This window comes from Planococcus kocurii (assembly GCF_001465835.2).
GTDB lineage: Bacteria > Bacillota > Bacilli > Bacillales_A > Planococcaceae > Planococcus > Planococcus kocurii.
Window position 1 is genome coordinate 1380743 of record NZ_CP013661.2, and the last position, 21963, is coordinate 1402705.

24 protein-coding genes are annotated in these 21963 nt (G+C 40.2%); 6 read left to right on the forward strand and 18 right to left on the reverse strand.

Annotation, left to right across the window (positions count from 1 at the left end):
- Window positions 1–144 precede the first annotated feature (144 nt).
- Window positions 145–1644: a BCCT family transporter gene (locus AUO94_RS06765; protein WP_058386503.1), complete on the forward strand. Its 1500-nt coding sequence runs from the start codon at window positions 145–147 to the stop codon at window positions 1642–1644.
- Between the two features lie 40 nt (window positions 1645–1684).
- On the opposite strand, the gene AUO94_RS06770 is transcribed toward AUO94_RS06765, so the two are convergent.
- Window positions 1685–2671: an NAD(P)/FAD-dependent oxidoreductase gene (locus AUO94_RS06770; RefSeq protein WP_058386504.1), complete on the reverse strand. Its 987-nt coding sequence runs from the start codon at window positions 2669–2671 to the stop codon at window positions 1685–1687.
- 342 nt (window positions 2672–3013) lie between these two features.
- On the opposite strand from AUO94_RS06770, the gene AUO94_RS06775 reads away from it, so the two are divergent.
- A complete protein-coding gene (locus AUO94_RS06775) occupies window positions 3014–3454 on the forward strand; it encodes a peptidylprolyl isomerase (RefSeq protein WP_058386505.1) in 441 nt (146 codons plus the stop codon).
- Window positions 3455–3677: 223 nt separating this feature from the next.
- Here the strand turns inward: AUO94_RS06775 and AUO94_RS06780 are convergent, their stop codons facing one another.
- The 5 genes from AUO94_RS06780 to AUO94_RS06800 all read right to left on the reverse strand — a co-directional run bounded on the left by AUO94_RS06780 (window position 3678) and on the right by AUO94_RS06800 (window position 7468).
- A complete protein-coding gene (locus AUO94_RS06780; protein WP_058386506.1) occupies window positions 3678–4406 on the reverse strand; it encodes an amino acid ABC transporter ATP-binding protein in 729 nt (242 codons plus the stop codon).
- The gene (locus AUO94_RS06785) at window positions 4403–5047 is read right to left on the reverse strand and encodes an amino acid ABC transporter permease (RefSeq protein WP_058386507.1); all 645 of its coding nucleotides are present in this window, start codon (window positions 5045–5047) and stop codon (window positions 4403–4405) included. Before AUO94_RS06785 ends, AUO94_RS06780 begins: the two co-directional genes overlap by 4 nt.
- 58 nt (window positions 5048–5105) lie before the next feature.
- Complete coding sequence (locus AUO94_RS06790) at window positions 5106–5891, reverse strand: transporter substrate-binding domain-containing protein (RefSeq protein ID WP_058386508.1); 786 nt, start codon at window positions 5889–5891, stop codon at window positions 5106–5108.
- 113 nt (window positions 5892–6004) lie between these two features.
- A complete protein-coding gene (locus AUO94_RS06795) occupies window positions 6005–7096 on the reverse strand; it encodes an AI-2E family transporter (RefSeq protein ID WP_058386509.1) in 1092 nt (363 codons plus the stop codon).
- Between the two features lie 90 nt (window positions 7097–7186).
- Window positions 7187–7468 (reverse strand): hypothetical protein, encoded by a 282-nt coding sequence (locus AUO94_RS06800; RefSeq protein ID WP_058386510.1) that lies wholly within the window; start codon window positions 7466–7468, stop codon window positions 7187–7189.
- Between the two features lie 289 nt (window positions 7469–7757).
- On the opposite strand from AUO94_RS06800, the gene AUO94_RS06805 reads away from it, so the two are divergent.
- Window positions 7758–8861 carry an S-layer homology domain-containing protein gene (locus AUO94_RS06805; protein WP_058386511.1) on the forward strand — a complete coding sequence of 368 codons (1104 nt, stop codon included), beginning with the start codon at window positions 7758–7760 and terminating at the stop codon, window positions 8859–8861.
- A gap of 34 nt (window positions 8862–8895) precedes the next feature.
- Here AUO94_RS06805 and AUO94_RS06810 read toward each other — a convergent pair whose 3' ends face one another.
- Window positions 8896–9360, reverse strand: a complete 465-nt coding sequence (locus tag AUO94_RS06810; RefSeq protein WP_058386512.1) for a YaiI/YqxD family protein — start codon at window positions 9358–9360, stop codon at window positions 8896–8898.
- Window positions 9360–9932 carry a DUF1836 domain-containing protein gene (locus AUO94_RS06815; RefSeq protein ID WP_058386513.1) on the reverse strand — a complete coding sequence of 191 codons (573 nt, stop codon included), beginning with the start codon at window positions 9930–9932 and terminating at the stop codon, window positions 9360–9362. The genes AUO94_RS06810 and AUO94_RS06815 overlap by 1 nt, the downstream gene beginning before the upstream one ends.
- Window positions 9933–10071: 139 nt before the next feature.
- On the opposite strand from AUO94_RS06815, the gene trhA reads away from it, so the two are divergent.
- A complete protein-coding gene (gene trhA / locus AUO94_RS06820; protein WP_058386514.1) occupies window positions 10072–10719 on the forward strand; it encodes a PAQR family membrane homeostasis protein TrhA in 648 nt (215 codons plus the stop codon).
- Window positions 10720–10784: 65 nt separating this feature from the next.
- Here the strand turns inward: trhA and AUO94_RS06825 are convergent, their stop codons facing one another.
- From AUO94_RS06825 to AUO94_RS06850, 6 genes are all read right to left on the reverse strand, one after another.
- Window positions 10785–11987, reverse strand: coding sequence for an MFS transporter (locus tag AUO94_RS06825; RefSeq protein WP_058386515.1), 1203 nt, complete (start codon window positions 11985–11987; stop codon window positions 10785–10787).
- Window positions 11980–12423 (reverse strand): MarR family winged helix-turn-helix transcriptional regulator, encoded by a 444-nt coding sequence (locus tag AUO94_RS06830; RefSeq protein WP_237150188.1) that lies wholly within the window; start codon window positions 12421–12423, stop codon window positions 11980–11982. The genes AUO94_RS06825 and AUO94_RS06830 overlap by 8 nt, the downstream gene beginning before the upstream one ends.
- Before the next feature lie 116 nt (window positions 12424–12539).
- A complete protein-coding gene (locus tag AUO94_RS06835; RefSeq protein WP_058386517.1) occupies window positions 12540–13808 on the reverse strand; it encodes an acetyl-CoA hydrolase/transferase family protein in 1269 nt (422 codons plus the stop codon).
- A 115-nt stretch (window positions 13809–13923) separates the two neighbouring features.
- Window positions 13924–14130, reverse strand: coding sequence for a hypothetical protein (locus tag AUO94_RS06840; protein ID WP_058386518.1), 207 nt, complete (start codon window positions 14128–14130; stop codon window positions 13924–13926).
- A 102-nt stretch (window positions 14131–14232) separates the two neighbouring features.
- Window positions 14233–17325 (reverse strand): SbcC/MukB-like Walker B domain-containing protein, encoded by a 3093-nt coding sequence (locus tag AUO94_RS06845; RefSeq protein WP_058386519.1) that lies wholly within the window; start codon window positions 17323–17325, stop codon window positions 14233–14235.
- On the reverse strand, window positions 17322–18488 hold the full coding sequence (locus tag AUO94_RS06850) for an exonuclease SbcCD subunit D (RefSeq protein ID WP_058386520.1): 1167 nt from the start codon (window positions 18486–18488) through the stop codon (window positions 17322–17324). Before AUO94_RS06850 ends, AUO94_RS06845 begins: the two co-directional genes overlap by 4 nt.
- Window positions 18489–18618: 130 nt before the next feature.
- Here AUO94_RS06850 and AUO94_RS06855 point away from each other — a divergent pair, with 130 nt between their 5' ends.
- Entirely contained in the window at window positions 18619–18840 is a 222-nt protein-coding gene (locus tag AUO94_RS06855) for a hypothetical protein (RefSeq protein ID WP_058386521.1), read from the forward strand.
- A 50-nt stretch (window positions 18841–18890) separates the two neighbouring features.
- Window positions 18891–19331: a YtoQ family protein gene (locus AUO94_RS06860; RefSeq protein ID WP_058386522.1), complete on the forward strand. Its 441-nt coding sequence runs from the start codon at window positions 18891–18893 to the stop codon at window positions 19329–19331.
- Window positions 19332–19358: 27 nt separating this feature from the next.
- Here the strand turns inward: AUO94_RS06860 and AUO94_RS06865 are convergent, their stop codons facing one another.
- From AUO94_RS06865 to AUO94_RS06880, 4 genes are all read right to left on the reverse strand, one after another.
- Entirely contained in the window at window positions 19359–19667 is a 309-nt protein-coding gene (locus AUO94_RS06865) for a magnetosome magnetite crystal formation protein family (RefSeq protein ID WP_058386523.1), read from the reverse strand.
- 68 nt (window positions 19668–19735) lie between these two features.
- Entirely contained in the window at window positions 19736–20719 is a 984-nt protein-coding gene (locus AUO94_RS06870) for a zinc-binding dehydrogenase (protein ID WP_058386524.1), read from the reverse strand.
- A gap of 5 nt (window positions 20720–20724) precedes the next feature.
- Entirely contained in the window at window positions 20725–21657 is a 933-nt protein-coding gene (locus AUO94_RS06875) for an ArsA family ATPase (RefSeq protein ID WP_058386525.1), read from the reverse strand.
- 24 nt (window positions 21658–21681) lie between these two features.
- Window positions 21682–21945, reverse strand: a complete 264-nt coding sequence (locus AUO94_RS06880) for a cory-CC-star protein (protein WP_006829350.1) — start codon at window positions 21943–21945, stop codon at window positions 21682–21684.
- Window positions 21946–21963 lie beyond the last annotated feature (18 nt).

The following is a 21963-nucleotide window of genomic DNA, read 5'->3' on the forward strand; positions in this document are numbered from 1 at the left end:
GACACAGATCCAGACTTTATTACAAACTGTAATAAAACTAAGGGATTTCTTAGACTTATTAACAAAAAAATTCTACAGCGTTTATTCCATTGAAATTAGGGAAACTTAAAAAGTTATTTAACGAAACTTAAAGGAGAGAGCTACTTGAAAAATGTTACGGTTGTTTTTTGGACTTCATTATTAATTTGTTTAGGATTGGTTGTTTGGGGGTTGTCTTCACCTGACAGTTTCAAGTCACAAACAGGGGAATGGACTGTTGCGATTTCAAATACATTCGGCTGGTACTACCTTCTGACGGTTTTTCTAATTTTAGCTTTTTGTATTTATTTAATTTTTTCTAAGTTTTCAACGTTAAAGTTGGGGAAACCTGAAGACAAACCTGAATTCTCTCTCGTTTCTTGGTTTTCAATGTTGTTTAGTGCAGGAATGGGTATGGGGTTAGTTTTCTGGACTACAGCCGAGCCAATTTCGCACGCCTTCATTAGCGCTCCAAAATCTGAGCTCGGATCTAACGAAGCAATCCAAGAAGCAATGCAATTCTCATTTTTTCATTGGGGTCTGCATGCATGGGCAATTTACGGAATCGTCGCATTGGTTTTGGCTTATTTCAAATTCCATAACGATGCACCTGGGTTGATCAGCGCGACGTTAATTCCTTTGTTCGGTGAAAAACTAATGGCTGGACCACTTGGTAAAATGATTGATGTGTTGGCCGTCTTTGCAACTGTTATCGGTGTAGCTTCAACACTTGGATTCGGATCTGCTCAAATCAATGAAGGAATTTCGTTTCTTTTTGGTACCCCCAATACATTTACATTCCAAGTGTTGATTCTTGCGGTGGCTACGGTTCTTTTCATCGCTTCTGCTTGGTCCGGTATTGGGCGTGGCATTAAATATTTGAGCAATATTAATATGATTTTGGCGTTTGTTCTGCTTCTTCTGTTATTGATTGTTGGACCTACACTTTATATCTTCAATTCGTTCTCTGATGCTATTGGCGGTTATTTAACAAACTTCTTTTCCATGAGCTTTAATCTCGAGCCAGTTAATGAGGAACGTCGTACTTGGGTTAATGCCTGGACCGTATTTTACTGGGCTTGGTGGATTTCATGGGCACCGTTTGTCGGTATTTTTATCGCTCGTATTTCGCGTGGGCGCACAGTTAAGGAGTTTATGCTAGGTGTTTTACTAGTACCTTCACTCGTTTGTTTCATCTTTTTCGCAGTATTTGGCGTTTCTGCATTGAATTTAGAACAAAACAATATTGCCAAAATTTCTGAGTATAGTTTAGAAACAGCCACTTTTGGTGTATTGCACTATTATCCACTTGGAACTTTACTATCCATTATTACATTGGTTGTTATCGCCATCTTTTTTATCACTTCTGCCGATTCAGCTACATTTGTTCTCGGCATGCAAACGACCGGTGGCATGTTGAATCCGCCAAACTTGGTGAAGATTACGTGGGGCTTAATTCAATCAGCAGTTGCCGCAATCGTTATTTATACCGGCGGCACACAAGGTCTTCAAAACGCATTAATCATTGCGGCATTGCCTTTTTCAGTCGTTATTATTTTAATGGGCATTTCATTTTTAAAGGCTGCTTCATATGACCCCCTCGTAAAAAACAAAAAAAGGCAATAAAAGATCCGGCACCTTTAAAAGGTACCGGATCTTTTCTCTTTTATTTGAAAACGCTCGTACTATGCAATGGTTGAACTTTCGATTTTGGATCCAAATAAGACTTAGCGTTGTTGATGGCTGTCGGTGCTTCGCCGAAACCTACCGCGATTAATTTCACTTTGCCATCGTACGTGGCGATGTCACCTGCCGCATAAATACCCGGAATACTTGTTTCCATCTTAGAATTAACGATGACGGAGTTTTTATCCATCTCAAGACCCCATTCTTTAATGGCACCTAGAGAAGTGATATTACCGTAGTTACAAATTACATGATCGACTTCAAGGCGTTCTTCGTTGCCCTCTTTATCAATCAGTATAAGCTCACGGACCTGGCCATTTTCACCGACCAACTCTTTGACACCAAATGGCTTTTTCACCTCTACTTTTGATGCCATTAAGACATCAATGTTTGCTTCGTGTGCAGTCATTTTCTCTCTGCGGTGGCTTAGCGTTACATGCGATGCGACGTTTTCAAGCATCATCGACCAGTCGACTGCTGAATCGCCTCCGCCTAGAACCACTACTTTTTTATCGCTGAAGACCGTTAAATCTTTTACGCCGTAATGCAGCGATTTCCCTTCGAACGCTTCGCATCCTTCAACTGCAAGTTTGCGAGGTTGGAATGCTCCAACGCCAGCAGTCAATAAAATTACTTTTGTGTAATGAAGACCTTTGTCTGTTTGAATCACAAAATGATCACCATGACGTTCAGCAGCTGTTACCGATTCCTCTAAACAAATTTCAGGATCTCCATATTTTGCTTGTTGAACTAAATTGTCCACTAAATCTTTTGCTAATATTTTGGGAAATCCACCAATATCGTAAATGAATTTATCCGGATATAGTTCAGTCAGCTGACCACCAAGCTGTGGCAAACTGTCGATAATTTTCACTTTCATTTTGCGCATACCGCCGTAAAAGGAAGCAAACAAGCCCGTTGGCCCGCCGCCGATAATCGTTATATCAAAAACTTCGCGTTCTTCCATTTATAACACTCCTAATCTACTCAATACCTATATCCTATCATATTTACCCCCATTTCACGCCATTGGACTTATGACGGAAATTAAAAAAAGAAAAGTTTGAATACTCTGTATTCCATTCATAACCTGGAGGGTAGATACAGATAAAAGGATGAATGCAGCGGACTTAGGACTTAACAAAAAGTAGTTGTCGTTATGAAAGGTTTAGGTAAAGCAACAGCATTGGGATTTGCTTGTCATAGAAGGCGGTTCATTAAAAGCCTTATAATGTGGCAAATGATTATACAGCCACCCAAAAAATCGATATACTGGGAAATGAACCAATTATAAAGGAGATGTTTACACATGGCGAAAAAAGGACACATCCACATGGAAAACGGCGAAATCATCGAATTCGAACTTTTCCCGAACGAAGCACCCAACACGGTTAAAAACTTTGAGGACCTTGCAAACTCAGGTTTCTACAATGACGTAACATTCCACCGCGTAATTCCTGGCTTTGTAAGCCAAGGCGGCGACCCAACTGGTACTGGTGCTGGCGGCAGCGGCAAAACAATCAAATGTGAAACTCAAGGCAACCCACGTAAGCACCAAGCAGGAAGCCTTTCAATGGCACATGCTGGTAAAGACACAGGTTCAAGCCAATTCTTTATCGTTCACGCACCACAACCGCATCTTGACGGCGTTCACACTGTTTTCGGCCAAGTGACTTCAGGACTTGAAACGGCTAAAGCAATGAGTAATGGCGATAAAATGACAAAAGTTCACGTTTTTGACGAAGAATAAAAGCGATTGAACGCAAACCGGTCTGGATTCCCATCCAGACCGGTTTTTGTTTGGGCATTTCACATTGTTTTATTCCATATTTTTCAAATACTGTCGAGTTTGTTGTAAATACTGTCGGAATGAAATGAAATACTGTCCGATTTGAGCAAATACTGTCCAATTCGCACCAAATACTGTCCAAACGCTAAAATCCATAAAAAAATACGCCCAGAGGCGCATTTCTCTACAATACTTTACTCAAAAACGCTTTTGTCCGCTCATGTTGTGGATTGCCGAACAATTCTTTCGGTACGTTTTCTTCAACAATATAACCTCCGTCAATAAACAACACGCGGTCACCCATTTCAGCGGCGAACCCCATTTCATGTGTCACAACGACCATGGTCATCCCTTCGCGCGCTAGTTGCTTCATAACATCTAGCACATCGCCTACCATCTCCGGGTCGAGTGCTGAAGTTGGTTCATCAAACAACATGATTTTCGGATCCATTGCCAGTGCGCGAGCAATTGCCACACGCTGCTTTTGACCGCCGGAAAGTTCGCCTGGATACGCCTTCGCTTTTTCACGAAGTCCAACTTTGTCTAACAATTCATAGGCCTTTTTCTCAGCGGATTTTCTGTCCCCTTTTTTTACTTTCATCGGTGCTAGAATGACGTTTTCCAAAACCGATTTGTGAGGAAACAGATTAAATTGCTGAAACACCATTCCGACGTCTTGACGAATTTTATTGATATCTACTTTCGGATCTGTAATATCCGTTTCTTCGATATAAACATGACCACCTGTAATTTCCTCTAGTCGGTTTAAGCAGCGAAGAAAGGTGCTTTTTCCCGAACCAGAAGGACCAATGACACAAATAACTTCTTTTTCTTCTACAACTGTACTCATATCTTTTATAACTTCCAGCTTGCCGAATGATTTTTTTAAGTTTTCTACTCGTATCATAGTCATCGTAAAACAAACTTCCTTTCTACATAGCTCGCCAGCATGGAGAGCAAGTATATGATGACGAAGTATATAATTCCTAGGATTAAGTACACATTAAACGCATCAAATGTGGCGCTGGCCTGAATACGTCCTTCTTGCGTCAAATCTGCCACCCCAATGACCGATAGCAAAGACGTATCTTTCAATGAAATAATCGCTTGGTTCGTGATCGTTGGCAGCATTCGTCTGAAAGCTTGAGGCAAAATGATATAGCGCATATTTTGCGTTGAATTCAATCCAAGTGACCGCGCAGCTTCTGTCTGTCCTTTATCAATCGACTGAATACCTGCACGAATGATTTCTGAGAAGTAAGCACCTGCATTAATCGCTACCGTTACAATACCAGCAGTCGTATTATCCAAAGAAATAAAAGCTAAAGAGTTCAAACCGAAATAGATAAAGAATAACTGGACAATAAATGGTGTTCCGCGAATCGCATCAACAAAAATTTTCGCAATCCAATTCAAAATTTTCAACGGCGCCAGTCTAAACAACGCAACAATTAAACCGATTAAAAATCCAAGGACAATGGCAATCGCAAATATATATAACGTTACTTTCAGACCTTCCATTAAATACGGAAAGGCATTAACAATCGTATCCATTTTCACATCTCCTTTGAATAAAAAAATGCAGCGCGCTTATGCGCGCTACATTTATTTTTTATTCTGCAATATACTTCGCTAAAATTTCATCGTATTTACCGCTATCACGCAACTCTTGAAGACCTGCATTGATTTGCTCAAGAACTTCTGCATTTTCCCCTTTTAATACAGCAATTCCGTACTGATCTCCAGTTAAACGATCTCCTACTGTTTCTAAAGCAAGTCCACTTTCAGCAATTGCATAAGCAATAACTGGGTAATCTTCTAGCAATACTGCTGCATTGCCGTTTGAAACTTCTTGGAACATAGATGGGCTATCTTCGAACTGTGCTACTGTGTAGCCATATTTTGCTTCGTTATCGCGAGCAAACTGAGCACCAGTTGTTCCACTCTTAACAGCAACTGTTTTGCCTTCTAAATCGTCTAACGATGTAATTTCATTATTACCTTCTGCGACAACAAGAGACAATCCTGCATCAAAGTAAGGGTCCGAAAAATCGACTACTGCTTTACGCTCATCTGTAATACTCATACCAGCAATCGCCACGTCCAATTGATCTGCTTGCAATGCAGGAATAATCCCACCAAAGTCCATAGGGCTGAATTCAATTTCAAAACCTTGGTTTTCAGCAATTGCTGTAATCAAATCGATATCGATTCCTGTATATTCTCCGTCCACTTCAAATTCGAATGGCGGATAAGTTGTGTCGATTCCTACTGTGTATTTTTCTGCTTTACTGCTCCCGTCATCACTTGTCGCATCTTCTTCAGCTTCATCCGATCCACAGGCAGCAATGACGAACATCATTGCTAGCAATAGTACTAAAAGACTCCATTTCTTCATTTTAAATCCCCCTTTTTTCAATTTTCAATCCTTCTGAACATTAATATATCACAATTTTCTTAATTTCAGAACCTTTGATAGAAAATAACTAACATTTAGCAAAAATAAAGGGACTAAATGACCTCTTTGTTCACAACTTTCCTTTTTTTCCACAAACGGTTAAATAGTCGGAAGTTATGAACGAGCGTTTTCACTACTGCATATGTCGGAATAGCAATCAAAATGCCAATAAATCCATACAAAGCGCCGGCAATCATTAGCAACAAGATAATTGTCAACGGATGAATGTTTAATCGGTTGCTCATAATATTGGGTGTCACCAAATTCCCTTCGAGCTGCTGTACGACTAGTAAAACCAAAATCACCTTTACCGCCATCCATATATCGCCACTCATTAAAGCGACAAACAGGGCAGGAATAATCCCAATCAGCGGACCTAAAAACGGAACGATAATTAAGAACATCGCAAAAATTGCTAAACTAAGGGCATAATCCAATCCAATAATTAAATAGCCGATATACATGAAAGTCCCAACAACCGCAGCAACAATCGCTTGACCGACAATAAATGCAGAAAGGGTCCGATCAACATCCTTCAATAGTTTTTCGCCTTCCGGCTTATGTTCCTCAGGCAAATACTTTGTCAAATGCGGAATAAACTTTTCGTCATCTTTTAATAGAAAGAACAGAACAAAAGGGACAACGATTAGCACAATCGCAACATTCATGACTGTCGTTAAAATAGTCATGACATTATTTAATAAGCTTTCTGAAAGGTTTTCCAAAAAGTTCAAAGCTCCCGCTTTTATCTCCGGGCCTGTAACTCCACCTAATTTAAAATCAGCCAGTAAATCATTCGATTCCTCGGTTACTTCTTCAACTTTTGAAGGCGCTAAGTTCGCCAAACTTTCGACTTGATTGGTGATGACAGGACCGAAGAAATAAAGCAAGGTAGATAAAGTTAAAATAATGATTGCAAAGACGATTCCAATTCCTATAATTTTAGATACATAACGCATCAGTCCCTTCACAAATGGACGCAGTAGGTAATAAAGAAGTCCACCGATTAAAATAGGAGCAAAAATAGTTGCGACGATGATTTGCAATGGCTCAAAAATATAATCGATCTTTCCTAAAAAGAACAAAGTAATGGCAACGAGCAAGATTGCCGTTGTGTATTCAAAAAACGGTTTTTTAATCCACAAAATTTTCCCCACCTCTCTTTTATCCAAAGAATTTCCGACACAGAAAAGCGAAAGCAAAAAGAACTTTTACTTTCGCTCGTGGTCATCTTTTTAGTTGTCTTCTTCAAGCTCTCGCATTTCTTTATGAGTTTGTGGAAATGCATTGGCTTGCCATTCATCCCGGTAAGCTGAATCTAACTGAGACAAGCCCTTCTCAGCGGAGTCATCTAGAGCATCTACACTTTCGCGTTCGTCAATTTCTGAACTATTGTACATATCTATATCCGGTTCTACACGCACGGCATTTCTTTCTTGGTATGCGCGGTAGACAAAAATTCCAGAGGCTGCTGCAAGTGCGCTGCCAATAAGTGTGTTTATTGTCGATTTCTTCATCCATAATTCCCCCATAAAAATACATATATTTTCTCACTTCCTTTTATATACCCGTTATCTGCTTTCTAAACTAACTAAACAGAACTTAGCTCGCTGTAAATTTTCTCTCACAACGGAATTCCGCCTAGAACTACCGCCTCGTTTTTTGTATTTATCTTTGAACACAAGCACTTTAGTTACATAAGCGTAGCTGGTTAAATTAATCTTAATTTATTATTTTATATAACAATTATTTGTTACTTTTATCTTTATGATGTGGTAAAATAAGATCAAATAGGGAGGGATCAATATGAAGACTTTGTTGTCTTTAATTGCTGCTGTCATCCTGATGTTCAGTTCGTTTTTGTCTCCCGCCAAAGCGATTGTTTTGTTTGACGATGTGTATGCCAGCCACCCGTTCGCTTTTGAAATTGCTTACTTGTACGAAGAAGGAATCATCAACGGTTACCGTGATGGCACCTTCCGACCAAACGATCCTGTTACACGGGCCCACGCTGTCGCGATGATTGGACGTGCCTTAAATTTAGACGACACTTCCCGCTCGACCGGCTTTAGAGATGTATCTGCCAATAATCGGTTCTCAGGTTATATCGCTTCGGCCGTTGAAGAGGGAATCGTTTTCGGTTTCCCGAACAATTATTTCCGCCCAAACTGGACCGTCACTCGTGCCCAAACGGTTGCAATGCTTGACAGAGCCTTCTATTTCCCAGAAGCTCCGGCTAATACGTTTAAAGACATGAGTGCAAATCATTTTGCATTTGATGCCGTATCAAGACTTGCCCACCAAGGTGTTGCACGTGGCTATTCGAATAATACGTTCCGCCCCGATGTTCCAGTAACGCGCGCTCAATTTTCTGCATTTCTGGCACGCGCGATCGAGCCGTCTTTTATTCCTGAAAAACAGGAATTGCTTATGACAGCTAACGACATTTTGGCAGATCTGAAAGCCAAAAAATTTAGTGACGTGGCAACTTATGTGAGTTCAACAGACGGATTAACTTTCTGTCCTTACAGCGGTGGCTGCATCGATAGTGGTGGCGTCACTTTTACCAAATCCCAGTTACCTAACTTTATGAAAAACTCCACTAATTATCTATGGGGTTATCAAGATGGTAGCGGATTTGAAATCAAGTTGACACCAGCTAAGTATTACAGTGCGTACTTGATGAATGCGACCTACACCGCTAAAGAGCGATATGGGCAGACCATCCAACCAACTACACACGAGTTTATTCATCAGCTGTATCCTCAAGCAACGATTGTCGAATACTATTACCCAGGTACAGACCGGTATGGACAAATGGATTGGCAAAGCCTGAATATGGTATTTGAAAAGAACAGTAGTGGTGATTGGCAGTTAATAGCGATTGTCAACGATCGCTGGACAATCTAATTGCACCTAATAAGCAAAAAAATGCTCGGCGACTTTATGTCCCGAGCATTTTTTCATTTTCGCTGACTTGTTCTAGCAGTTTGATTAGGGCCACTTGAAATTTCTCATTATCTTCAGGCTGACGTTTTTTCGGTCCTTTCATTCTGCCTCCACTTTGTCGAATTTTTTTGGCGACATGACGGCCGTGGAGCAGCTGTTCAATATTTTCATCTGAATAAACACGGCCATTTTGATCGATTGGAATTCCGCGTTTGGCAAGTACCATTGCCGCAAGTCCATAATCTTGAGTGACGACAATATCCCCTTTTTTAACACGATTTACGAGAACAAAGTCCACAGCATCCGCTCCTTTTGACACGGTAATTGTCTCTGCTCCTTCTCGATGCATTTCATGGGAAGTGTCGCAAATCAAAACAACAGGCAAGCGAAATTTTTTAGCCAAATCGATGGTCTGCCCAACAACCGGACATCCGTCTGCATCAATAAGAATGTTGACCATTATTTTTCCACCCTTTCCACCATCTCGTCTACCAGTTTTTCAGCCGCTCTTCGGTAAAGATTGCTGGTGTGTACGAGTGACGCAATTAGCAGTACGCGCTCCAATTCTTCGGAGTCTTTAACTTCTACAACTTGATCGGCAGCTTCTTGTGTTTGGTGTTTTAAGGCATCCGCAAAAACCTCTGTGTTGCTTTGCTGAAGGGCTAAATAACTGCGATAAAATGCCTCTAAATCTAATTCTTTTTGTTCTGCCTTTTCATTAATTCCAGTTAACACTTGCTTAACGTCATTGATCGACAAAGCGCTTTTCATTTGATAAATCAAGCTAATCAACATAATGTGATCGCGGCTGTATTTTTTGTTGTGAACCGGATAAAATAATTTTCCTTTAGCATAATTGTTAATCATCGTTTTGGTTAAGATTTTCTCATCGGAACGGCGCTTAGAATCAACAAAACTCGATTCAAACAATTGAATGACCTGATCGATATACAGGTCAATCTTTGGGATATCTTCTGGCAAAATCTGATTATGGAAAACCATCTCTCCGATGACATCAGTCGTTTTTCTCATACATCGCACGCTCCCTACAGGTATTTATATTGGATATCTTACCTTATTATTAGAGTTTCTCCAAACTTGACTCCCCCTAATAATGCGAGTATCGTTATAAGTAGTTTCAATAACTACATAGAGCGAGGAGCTATTCCATATGTCCGTATATATCCGAGAACCGTTTAACGCCTTATCCCATTTAGCAGGAGCTATTTTATCATTAGTTGCACTTTTGGCAATGGTTATTAAAACTGCTTATGCCAATGAACCTGTTTTGCACGTAGTAGCTGTTTCTATTTTCGGCATTAGCTTAATTTTGTTGTATACAGCTTCTACCATTTATCATTCAGCTCTATCACAGCCTTATATTATTGCGTTTTTGCGAAAACTCGATCACTCGATGATTTTTGCTTTAATTGCAGGTTCCTACGCACCCTTTTGTTTAATCGCTCTTGGCGGAACACTTGGCTGGACCTTATTTTCACTTGTCACTATTTTAGGGCTCAGCGGAATTTTCTTTAAAATGGTTTGGTTTCATTCTCCGAGATGGCTCTCCACGGCGATTTACATCGCCATGGGCTGGATCATCATTTTCGCTGTCGTTCCCTTGGCAGACAGCCTTTCTTTAACCGGATTGCTTTTGCTTGTTGCCGGTGGTGTTTCTTATACAGTCGGTGGTGTTATTTACGCAATAAAACCCAATTTTCTATCGTCTAAATACTTAGGTTTTCACGAGATTTTCCATCTTTTTATTCTCTTCGGCAGCCTTTGTCATTTCTTGTCTGTTTATTTTTACGTATTGTAAAATGCAACAACTAAAACCAACCTAAAAACAGATGGAGAAAAAAAGACTCTTTTTCTCCATCTGTTTTATTTTAAAGTATTATAGACAGCTGATTTTTTAGTTTTCTGCTTTTGTTGTTTCGATTCAATCCACATATAGTAAAAAACAACGACGATTACAAAAAGACCGAGCATTAAGTAGAGATTTGAATACCCTGCAATTCCTGCGATTAATCCGAGCAGTACAGATCCAACTGCGATTCCGCTATCATAAAAAGCAAAGAACGTTCCTGTTGCATATCCGCTACGGTGTTTATCTGCAGCTTGGATGGCTAAACTTTGGAAACTTGGAAGCAAGGTTCCGTATCCAAGACCGATGAGCGCCCCTGATAGTAACAACATCCAAGAACTCTCCGTAAAACTTAGTGAAATGAGTCCTATTCCGAAGATGATGATAGATGGGATAATGACAACTTTTGGTCCACTGGTGTCGAATAGCCGCCCGGAAATCGGACGAACAATTAACATTGAAATTGCGTAAACAACAAAGAAAAAACTGGCAGCTTTGAGAAGTCCAAGTGATTCAGCATAAATCGAAATAAATGTGATGATGCTCGCATACGCAAACGAAATTAAAAATCCAACTGTCGCAATGGGTACCGTTTTTTTCTCTAAAAAATCATCTATCGATAGCTTAGATTTTTCTTGTTTTGCGAACGGTGTTTCATCCACTTTAACGACTACTGCACAAAAGAACCCGATAACCATAATTACTGCTAACGTGGTGAAAACTGTTTGTGCTGATGCATATTGCTGTAAAGTCAACGCAATAAAAGGACCAACCACAACAGCAAGATTCATAGCGATACCGTAATAACCTAACCCTTCACCACGCCGCTCTGGCGGAATAATGTCTGCAGCGATTGCCCCTGCTACAGTGGTCAGTAAGCTAAACCAAATGCCATGAAAAAAGCGGAGCCACAAAAGCACAGTAAAGCTACCAACAAATATATACAGCACCGTACTCACAGCAAAAAAGAAAAGCGAAATCATCAAGATTCGTTTTTTTCCGAATTTCTCTAAAATCATGCCCGCAAAAAAGCGCATGACAATTGCAGATAGTAAGAATACAGTTACTGCTAGTCCTCCGTCTGTTGCTGTACCCCCTAAATCATTTAATACATACAGCGGTGTATAGGTGAGTAGTGCATAAAAAACGACAAATATAAAAAATGTGCTTACAGAAATGTTAATAAAGCTTCTCGTCCAAATTGGTCGTTTTTCACTCATTGTTTACATCCTTTTCACCAGAATTATTCGTTCCTATTTTTTTCAACAGAAGAATTAGCTGGTCTTGTTCTTTATCGGAAAGACCCGAAACTAAAGTTTTCTCGGTTTGCCCGATTCGTTCTGCTATTTCTGACATCTTTTGTTCAGCAAAAGGTGAAAGTTGAACAATTCGCTCGCGCTTGTCTTTGCCTTCTCTCCTCAATATCCATCCACTTTCTTCTAAACGTACAATCGTCCTCGTAACAGTCGGTGCTTCAACATTTAAGTATTGCCAAATTTCTTTTTGCGTCATTGAACCAAACTGTTTAAGGCAAAACAAGATAGACCACTGCGAGCTATATAATTCAAATTCTCTCAACGTATCATTTACTTCTTTAACCGATAAACGAGCTTTTTGATGAATTTCATGGAACAGTAATTTTCTCATCATTTTCATCCCCTAAACTACTTACTTAGGTAAGTATATGCTCTTTCTATATATTAGTAAAGAAAAAGCATTTCGCTAAACGAACAAAAAAGCCGTCTTCAAAAGAAAACGGCTTTTTGCTTCTATTAAATTAAAAATCCATGTTTTTTCGCGTCGAACAATAATTCTTCTCGAAACTTAGGATGAGCAATTGCCGCTAAGCGCCTTGCCCGCTCTGAGATGGAAACACCATGCAGACGAGCTACCCCATACTCTGTAACAATATGATCTACATCATTTTTTCCCGTAGTGACAACCGATCCGGGAGCAAGTTGTAGCTTAATACGTGATAATGTATCGTCTTTCGCAGTCGATGGCATGCAAATATACCCCTTACCATTTTCAGCAAATCGAACGCCGCGAGCAAAATCTACTTGGCCACCACTTGACGAGTAATACTTGCCGCCTACCGTTTCAGACGCACACTGACCGAACAAATCCACTTCTGTTGTCGAGTTTATCGATACAATATTTTTTTCTTTAGCAATTTCTCTAGGATCATTAACAACACTTACCGGCAAAAATTCAACTGCTGGATTATTATCGATAAAATCATATAAATTTTTAGAACCAAAAGCAAAAGTAGCTACAATTTTTCCTGAATTCGTAAATTTCCGTGTTCCATCTACCGCACCCGCAGCTACCAGCTTTGCTACACCATCTGGTAGCATTTCTGTGTGAATTCCCAAGTGTCGATGATCTTTTAGCATACTAATAACAGCATTAGGAACAGACCCGATTCCGATTTGCAAAGTATCCCCATCTTGAATATCTTGAATGATGGAAGATGCAATCAACAAATCTTTATCGCTTACTTCCATCACTTTTTCTTCTGAAAGAGCTGCATGATGCTCTACATAGCCTGCGATTTGGCTGACGTGAATTTGGTTGCGACCAAATGTACGCGGCATTTGATCGTTCACTTCTAAGATAAACGGCACTTTACCAATAAACTCAGCAATGTAATCGGCCTGAGTTCCTAATGTAAAATAGCCGTGTTCATCCATTGGTGAAGCAACTGTTAAAATCATCGACATTTTAGTGGTTTTCCGAAGCAAACGCGGCACTTCATGGAAGTTGTTTGGAACAAGTTCCATTTTTGCCTGCTGGTAGACTTTTCGTGTAGCACCACTCAAAAAATACGAAACATGCCGCAATTGCTCGATGTCACCTTGGATGTACGAACGTGAACGCAATGCCAACATTTGATGGATTCTTACCCCATCCAATTGCTCTGCATTTTCCTCTAATATATCTAGTAAGCGAATTGGCTCTCCATTAGCAATTGGAACGATCAAATCTGCTTTGGAATCGATTAAATCGATAACTTCTTGTGGCATTAATTTTTTTCCCATTACGCAACCCCCTGTACTTCCCCTCATAACGCTCTAGCTTTACTATACGTCATCACGGCTCTATTTTTCTTCAAAATTTCTATACCAGTGTACTTGCTGCACACATAAAAAACCGTCAGTTTTTCTGACGGTTTTTCAAGGCAAAACCGATGCCAGCCAAGCCAAATAATGCCATTAATGCCCACAAAATCACCAGAGTAATGGACCCTATTCCATCAGACCCTTGCACCACAGCAAATAACTGCAATGCAAAGAAAGCCAGACTGATTAAAGTAATTGCTCCAAAATAAACCATTCGCGCTTTAAAACTAAAGTTTTTCATATTGTAAACCCCTTTGGTTTCACTATTTTACACATTACGCTCTTATCTCTAGCATTCACTTTTTTGGAGTGTACTAAACGCTCGAATCCTTCGTAACCGATCTTATTTGATAAGAAATTTTGTGCGGCTATGCCCTTCTTTTGATTTTTTGACTTCCAGTATAGCCGGAATCGCAGCTTTCAGTTCTTGAACATGTGAGATAACACCAATCATTCGTCCTGATTTTTGCAAGTCAATCAAGGTTTCAATTGATTTATTAAGCGATTCTTCATCGAGTGAACCAAAGCCTTCGTCGATAAACATTGTGTCAATTGAGACATTGCCTTGGAAACTTTGAATGACGTCCGCCATTCCGAGTGCTAAACATAATGAGGCGTTGAATTTTTCCCCACCCGACATGGTTTTCACATCACGCGTCTGTCCCGTGTAAGCATCGTAAACGTCTAGACCCAATCCACTTTGTTTGCCACGGGATTCTTGACGGTCACTGCGAATCAAATGAAATTGACCATTGGATAAATTTTTCAGCCGTTCGTTGGCCGACAAGATAATTTGCTCCAAATATTCGATTTGCAAATAACGTTCAAATGAAATCTTTAAGCCGTTCTGTCCGCGAATCATGTCATGCAAATCAGCAATTCGATTCAAATTCTGTTCGGCTACAAGTGCACTTTCAATCACCCCATGAATACGCTCGATTAACTCTGACCCAATTTTTTCGAAATCGCGTGATCGATTGCGTTCTGCAAGTGCTTGCTCGTACGCATCTTTCAGTTCAACCAACTCTTCCTGCGCTTGACTCAAATCTTTGAAACTCTGAGTCGCAAGCTTTTCGTTAAGCTCGTTCACTTGTTGCGATAAAGTATGACGGGTTTGATTGAATTCAAGAATCTCTTTTTTCAATGTTGTAAATGCGGTGTCTGATATTTTTGCCTGCTGATACGCTGCTTCCGAATCAAAGGATGATTTCGTTAAAGCTTCCGTAAACTGTTGTTGCGCTTTCTCTCTTTTTTGCGCTATTTCTTCTGCTACGTCTTTAGCGTGGTTGACGGAAACCAACGTACTAGCTAGTTTTTCTTTCGACTTTTGGAACTGCTCTTGAGCGCTAGTCCAGCTTTGTTCCAACTGCTGCTTGCGTGAAGAAACTTGCTGCAACTGCTGTTTCAAAACAGAGAGCTCTCGTAAATTTTCTGGAACCGCAGCCAGTTCGTTTTCAAAAACAGCTTTAGCTGCAAAATAAGAAGATTGCTTTTTCTGCACCTCTTCAACCAATCCACGGTTATTCCGCTCCAGTTCTTCTATTTTACGGGAACAATTAGCCAGTTGTTCTTTCCACTTCCGCACATCTAGTTTGGCGGCCTGCTGCTCTGTCATTTGCTCTGTTAACTGACGCTTTGTTTGTTCTAACTGACGCGACTGCTCTTCAGCCTGCTGGGCATTCAGATTTACGTTTGTGAGTTCTATCTGTTTATTTTCCAGTTGCTCTTGCAAAGTAAACAATTTTGCTGATCCATTGCGGTATTCCGTATCCACTAAGTCAAAATCGAATTTTGCCATCTCCACTTGTTCTTTGGATACAGGTTGTTCTTCTGTTTTCAAGTCCGTACCCGGATGGTCTAAACTTCCACAAACAGGACAAGCCTCTCCGTCATGCAATTGAGCAGCTAAAATATGCGCTTGATTGGTAAACCATCGCGATTCTAGTTGGCGGTAAGAAAGCTCTACTTGTTCAAAGTCTGTCTTTTTCGCTTCTTGAACAACTTGCTGCTGCTGTTTTTGCTGTTTCAGTAAAATGAACTCAGCCGTTAACTTAGCCTTCTCCGTGACTGCCATTAGCTGTTGCTGCGTTTCATCAGCTGTTTCCAGAGAAACTTCTAATTTAGTAATTTTTTCATCTAAGTCTTGCTTTTCGTTTTTCTGAACAGTGAACTCTTTTTCAGCGTGCTTTAAATGGAGTTCTGACTGCTGTAATTCTTTCTCAAGGCTGACTAGGTTTCCTTTTTTCTTTTCTAGCTCTTGAATGGCCGGCCATAGTTTTTCCAAATCACTAATTTGCTCACGTAGCTTGTCCCGTTCACCTTGAAGTTCTTGTTGTGCAATAAACTGCTTTTCAGCAGAAAGCTTTGTTTGTTGTGCCTGTTCTTGCTGGCTGATTGAATCTACTAACTCTACTTTTTTCTTCGTTTCATCAGCACTTAATTCATGAAACAAGTTTTCAATGCCTGCAATATAACTGGCACGTTCGGCCGATTGTAAAGTTGCTTCTTTTTCTGTATATTCTGCTTGCTGCTGTTGCAGCTGCTCAAGCTGTACTTTTTTCGTATTCAGTTCTTCAAAGCGATCATTCCACATTTTTGCCTCGTGGTAAGCATTCATTTTGTCACCATGCTGTTTATAGACACTTTGATAATGCTGTTCATCCGCATTGATTTTTTCTTTATAAAAGCTAGTTTCTTTCTCCAGTCCTGACAACACTTGATGAACATTCTTGTGTTCTCGATTTAATACGTCGAACAGTTCAGAATCTCGTTTTGGCAATGACGACGTGATGCGTTGGAGATGGATATTCAAGTCATGTTGCTCCCGTTCGAAAACTTTAACAGCGGCATCTTTTTTTTGTTTGAGCCGTTCACTGATCAATTTATATGGCTCTGTCTTGAATATTTTACGTAAAATCTCTTCTTTATTATCTGTTTCAGAAGTTAGTAATTTACGAAATTCACCTTGTGGCAACATAACAATTTGACTAAATTGATTTTGTGTCAGTCCAATAATTTCCTCAACACGTCGATTTATTTCCGAAACAATTTGCCGCTCAACACAAGGCTTTTCAACTCCGTCAATGCGTTCAAAGAATTCATAACGTTCGCCCGTTGCGCTTTTATTGCCTTTTTTCACGTGACCCATTTGACGCAAAATACGATAGATTTTGCCGTGTATTTCAAATTCCATTTCAATACAAGTGTGGGTCGTGTCATCTGCAAAATCACTTCTTAATATGCGTGACTCGCTGCGGTCCGAACCACTAGCAGAACCGTATAAAGCAAAACAAATGCCATCAAAAATGGTCGTCTTGCCTGAACCTGTGCTACCTGAAATGACGAATAGCTGATTGCCCTGCAAATCAGCAAAATCAATTTCTTCTGTATTTTTATAAGGACCGAATGCCGTCATTTTTAGCTTTAAAGGTCTCATGGCTTCACCTCTTCTATTTTGGCAGGTTCTTCATGCAGAAACTCTTGCAATACCTCTTTAAAAATATCAATCGTTTCAGCTTTCGCTTTTTCGCCTTTTACTTCCTCGTAAAAATTATGGAACAAAGACAATGAATCCATCTTTCGGCGCGATTCTGTATCACTTTGTAACAGACTCCCAGAAAAATTCTTTCGTTCCACATGCATAGCATTCGGATACACGGAACGTACTTTTTCCATCGGAAATAATACAGGCGCATCGTCCAATAAAGTCACGAAAACAAAATCCTCGCTCATTTCATGGTGCAAAATTTCATCAATAGTGCCTTCAACCGTACGCATATCACGTCTTGGATTAAATAACCGCTTAGCTACTGACACTTCGCCTTGTCCATCCAGTTCAACAACATGGAAACCTTTTTTATGATGCTCTTCTGAAATCGAATATTTTAAAGGGGATCCTGAGTAACGAATGGTGTCATTCAGCACATAATGTGCTTTATGAAGATGACCAAGCGCTGTGTAATGGAATCCTTCAAAATGTCTTGCATCTACATGCTCCGCCCCGCCAATTGATAGCGGTCGTTCAGAGTCACTGGTGTTTTCTTCTTGTTCACCATGAGGCGTCACAAATGCATGCCCCACAAACACATGCCGAGCTTGCGAATCGTATGTAGCTTTAATATTTTCTGTAATAGCCTTCATCGCGTCATTATGCGTACGGATGGTATCATCTTCAAACTCGTAGCGGACCATAGAGGGATCTGCATAAGGCACTAAATGAAAATGAACTTCTCCAAACTGGTCGTTCAAGACAGTGGCTTGATGATTTTTGTGGACATGGCCAGCGAGATGAATTTCGTTCATCTTCATCAATCGGCTACCAAAATTCAATCTTCCTGGACTGTCATGGTTGCCGCCTACTGCCAAAACGGGTGTCTTTAGTTCCAACACAATTTCCGCCAGTAGTTCATCTAGTAAATTAACAGCATCAGTTGGCGGAACCGCACGATCATAAAGATCTCCCGCAATAATAATAGCGTCAGGTTGCTCTTTTTTTATAGCATCTATGAATTGCTCCAGCACAAACTGCTGTTCTTCTGTCATGTAAATTCCCTGCACTAACTTTCCTAAATGCCAATCGGCAGTGTGAAAAAACTTCATCAAATTACCCCTTTCTCGTTTCACAAAAGAATATATGTTCGTTCTATTATACACGATACTACCTACTTGTTTTAACTGTGCCGATGTTTTATAATAAGAACAAACGTTCTTATTATAAGGAGGGTTACTCATGAAAGCACAAATTTTGAAAGCTTTTAACTACCAGCAGCTGATCGATATGATGTACATGGCAAATGATGGCACCATTAGCAAACGCCGTATCAAAATTTTAAAAATTAGTGGCGACTCGTTTCAAGCCTATTGCTTTCTTCGCTACAAAAAACGCACTTTCAAAATAGATAATGTGCTTTCAGTGATGCCTGTTATCCATAGAGAACGCCAAATTATATAATTTCTGCCAGTATGATACACTGAAAGAAATATCTTTTGGAGGGTGACATGATGAGAATAACTGTTTATCTTGCTGGAGAAATTCATAGCGCTTGGCGCGAGGAAATCAAAAAAAAGGCAGCTACGTTGGATTTGCCAATTGATTTTGTAGGTCCAATGGAACTTCATGAACGTTCGGATAATATTGGCGAGGCTATTCTTGGCGAACAGCCTAACGCTGTCGCCAAAGACCACGCTGCTTCTAGCTTTAATAACTTGCGCACGAGTGTCTTGATGCACAAAGCCGATTTGGTCATTGCACTTTTCGGTGAACAGTACAAACAATGGAATACAGCAATGGATGCCAGTACAGCACTTGCTTCGGGCAAGCCAGTCATTCTCATTCGTCCAGAAAAATTACACCATCCATTAAAAGAGTTGTCACGAAAAGCACATGCCACGGTTGAAACCTGTGACCAGGCAATTAAGGCGTTAACGTATATTCTTGAATAAAAAAAGTCCCCTCAAAGGGGACTTTTTTTATCGATACCAACTTCCGACTATCGGGTAGTCGAAATACTCGTTGTTGAGCGCTTTGAGAATTCCCATGATTGGAATGATGATGCCCATCAGTCCAAAAACAATTAGCATTGGAATGCCGATCAAGAAAACAATCAAAAAAATCGAGATGGAAATCAGTACACCTAAAACGAGTTGAAATAGCAGTGCCTGAATAGACAACTTCTTCACTTCTTTGTCTTGTGAAATGAGAAAAACAATTACAGGAACGAGAAATGGTGCAAAAAACGCACTAGCATGGACAAGTATTTTTAATCCTGTGTTCTCCATTGCGTAAACCTCCAGTCAAATCTTTCTTATCCTTTGTATACGATTGACTGATCAAAAAGTTTCGTTATTTATTCGCTTATTTTCAAAACAACTTTGCCAAACTGATTGCCAGACGCTAAATAATCAAATGCTTCTTGCGCTTGGTCTAACGAATAAGTTTTATCAACGACTGGTCGCATATTGTAAGATTCCATATGATCGAGCATATCACGTAATTCTTCACGACTTCCCATCGTCGAGCCAAACAATTGATATTGTCCATAAAAAAACTGACGAAGATTAAAATCGACCGTATCTTCTGTAGTGGCTCCGAAAATAACAATGCGTCCACCTTTTTTCAAAATGTCGAGTGACCGATTAAAAGTAGCCCCTCCTACGCTGTCTATGACCAAATCAATTGTTTCATCTGCCATTTCTTCTACCCAATCGCTGTCAGTCGCAATAGTTCGATCGGCACCAATTTTCTGGGCGTGCTGACGCTTTTCTTCACTGCGGGAAGTCACGATTACTCTAGCTCCAATGTTTTTAGCGAATTGAACTAAAAACGTCGCAACGCCACTCCCAGCACCTGGAATAAATAAGGTGTCGCCTTTTTTCACTTGCCCTTTTGTAAATAACGCACGGTAGCCCGTCAATGCGGGCAAAGCTAAACTTCCTGCTTCTTCCCAGCTTAAGTAATGAGGTTTTTTTTCTAGCTGTTCGGCTGACACAGTAATTTTCTCTGCAAATGTTCCGTGATCAGGCATCCCTAAAATATCAAACTCTACGGGTGGTCCTTCGCTATTGGTATACCAGCGCAGTGCGGGATTAATGATGACCTCGTCTCCAGCAGCAAAGTCGATGACATCTTCGCCCACTGACTCTACTATACCTGCCCCATCAGAGCCGACGATCATTGCCTCAGGATTGTCACCATAACGCTTGATTAAGCCCAAGTCTCTCCGATTGATGCCTGCTGCTTTTAGCGATACGACCACTTCTTCTGACTTCGCTAGCGGTTCTGGCATATCTTTTAGTTTCCATTCTCCAGATTCCATTACAAATGCTTTCATTTTGTTCATCCTTTCTGAAAATACTCACTAAACAACTCCAACTGTGTCTTACTAATAATATCTTGTGAAAAAAGCGGCACTTGCACCAATTTTTGTTTTGGAAAAGTTTCTTCGATCTGCTGTAAATACTTTTTCTCGTGTTTTTTTCTCTCCATTAAAAATTCACCATCTGCCTCTTCTGGCAGAATTTTATTGATAATCAACGTTTTTACATGAAGATGATATTGATGCAATAAATCCAATGCTTTTTTGGTTTCCAGAATAGGCAGCCGTTCTGGATTTAAGACGAAGATAAATCCTGTTTCTTTTTCATCTAGCAAGAGATCCCGTGCTTTAGAAAAACGCTCTTGTCGTTCTCTCAACACGTCATAAATAGGATCTTCACGAGGTTCACCATCATTTAGCAACTGTGTATAGTTTTCGTTCGTCTTACGCCGTTTTTCAAGTAACCCGTCAATCCAAACACCCATCAACTCAGGCAAAGTCAAAAGCCGGATAGTATGACCAGTCGGAGCTGTATCGAACACCAATTTGTCGAAGTTTTGTCGTTCTTCTAAAATAATATGAATTAGTTTATCGAACAATGCTGCTTCATCTGCACCTGGAGAAGCTTTCGCCGTATCCAATTGTCGGTTCACTTCCTCCATCATGCTGGAGTGAACCGTACCTTTGATATTGGCTTTTACTGTTTTAATGTAGTTATCCGTTTCAATTTCAGGATCAATTTCCAGCGCGTAGAGATTGTCGGCAATTGCTTTTGTTTTACCGCCAATGTTCTCATTAAAAATATCGCCCACATTATGTGCTGGATCTGTTGAAATCAATAAAGTTTTATTGCCTTCTTTGGCTGATCTCCAGGCAATGGCTGCAGCAGATGTCGATTTTCCAACGCCACCTTTGCCTCCAACAAAAATGATGCTTTTTGATAGTACATCCATCCTACTCCCTCATTCCTTGTAACCCTAACAGCAACGAATGCCGGTTAACGGTGATTTATCCATGCCCATCCGCAGATGCCAATCATGGAACTCTTCAATCATGTACGGATACAATTCCAATGTGTAGTAATAAACTGGATTGGGAATGCCGAGCATCTCCGAGTAGAGCATTAGAAGAAAGAGATCATCTTCATCTCGAAGTTCACGTGCAATTTCAGTGCGATGCGGCAATTCAAGGACAGCTTCATAGAAAGCGATCAATTGTTTTAATTTATCGAACACCAACATAGTAGCACCTCTCTCTAC

Coding starts and splice junctions, on each gene's coding strand:
- AUO94_RS06770 (WP_058386504.1), bottom strand. CDS start 2,671: ATGGAAGAACGCGAAGTTTTTGATATAACGATTATCGGCGGCGGGCCA.
- AUO94_RS06775 (WP_058386505.1), top strand. CDS start 3,014: ATGGCGAAAAAAGGACACATCCACATGGAAAACGGCGAAATCATCGAA.
- AUO94_RS06780 (WP_058386506.1), bottom strand. CDS start 4,406: ATGACTATGATACGAGTAGAAAACTTAAAAAAATCATTCGGCAAGCTG.
- AUO94_RS06785 (WP_058386507.1), bottom strand. CDS start 5,047: ATGGATACGATTGTTAATGCCTTTCCGTATTTAATGGAAGGTCTGAAA.
- AUO94_RS06790 (WP_058386508.1), bottom strand. CDS start 5,891: ATGAAGAAATGGAGTCTTTTAGTACTATTGCTAGCAATGATGTTCGTC.
- AUO94_RS06800 (WP_058386510.1), bottom strand. CDS start 7,468: ATGAAGAAATCGACAATAAACACACTTATTGGCAGCGCACTTGCAGCA.
- AUO94_RS06805 (WP_058386511.1), top strand. CDS start 7,758: ATGAAGACTTTGTTGTCTTTAATTGCTGCTGTCATCCTGATGTTCAGT.
- AUO94_RS06810 (WP_058386512.1), bottom strand. CDS start 9,360: ATGGTCAACATTCTTATTGATGCAGACGGATGTCCGGTTGTTGGGCAG.
- AUO94_RS06815 (WP_058386513.1), bottom strand. CDS start 9,932: ATGAGAAAAACGACTGATGTCATCGGAGAGATGGTTTTCCATAATCAG.
- trhA (WP_058386514.1), top strand. CDS start 10,072: ATGTCCGTATATATCCGAGAACCGTTTAACGCCTTATCCCATTTAGCA.
- AUO94_RS06825 (WP_058386515.1), bottom strand. CDS start 11,987: ATGAGTGAAAAACGACCAATTTGGACGAGAAGCTTTATTAACATTTCT.
- AUO94_RS06830 (WP_237150188.1), bottom strand. CDS start 12,423: ATGAAAATGATGAGAAAATTACTGTTCCATGAAATTCATCAAAAAGCT.
- AUO94_RS06835 (WP_058386517.1), bottom strand. CDS start 13,808: ATGGGAAAAAAATTAATGCCACAAGAAGTTATCGATTTAATCGATTCC.
- AUO94_RS06840 (WP_058386518.1), bottom strand. CDS start 14,130: ATGAAAAACTTTAGTTTTAAAGCGCGAATGGTTTATTTTGGAGCAATT.
- AUO94_RS06845 (WP_058386519.1), bottom strand. CDS start 17,325: ATGAGACCTTTAAAGCTAAAAATGACGGCATTCGGTCCTTATAAAAAT.
- AUO94_RS06850 (WP_058386520.1), bottom strand. CDS start 18,488: ATGAAGTTTTTTCACACTGCCGATTGGCATTTAGGAAAGTTAGTGCAG.
- AUO94_RS06855 (WP_058386521.1), top strand. CDS start 18,619: ATGAAAGCACAAATTTTGAAAGCTTTTAACTACCAGCAGCTGATCGAT.
- AUO94_RS06860 (WP_058386522.1), top strand. CDS start 18,891: ATGAGAATAACTGTTTATCTTGCTGGAGAAATTCATAGCGCTTGGCGC.
- AUO94_RS06865 (WP_058386523.1), bottom strand. CDS start 19,667: ATGGAGAACACAGGATTAAAAATACTTGTCCATGCTAGTGCGTTTTTT.
- AUO94_RS06870 (WP_058386524.1), bottom strand. CDS start 20,719: ATGAAAGCATTTGTAATGGAATCTGGAGAATGGAAACTAAAAGATATG.
- AUO94_RS06875 (WP_058386525.1), bottom strand. CDS start 21,657: ATGGATGTACTATCAAAAAGCATCATTTTTGTTGGAGGCAAAGGTGGC.
- AUO94_RS06880 (WP_006829350.1), bottom strand. CDS start 21,945: ATGTTGGTGTTCGATAAATTAAAACAATTGATCGCTTTCTATGAAGCT.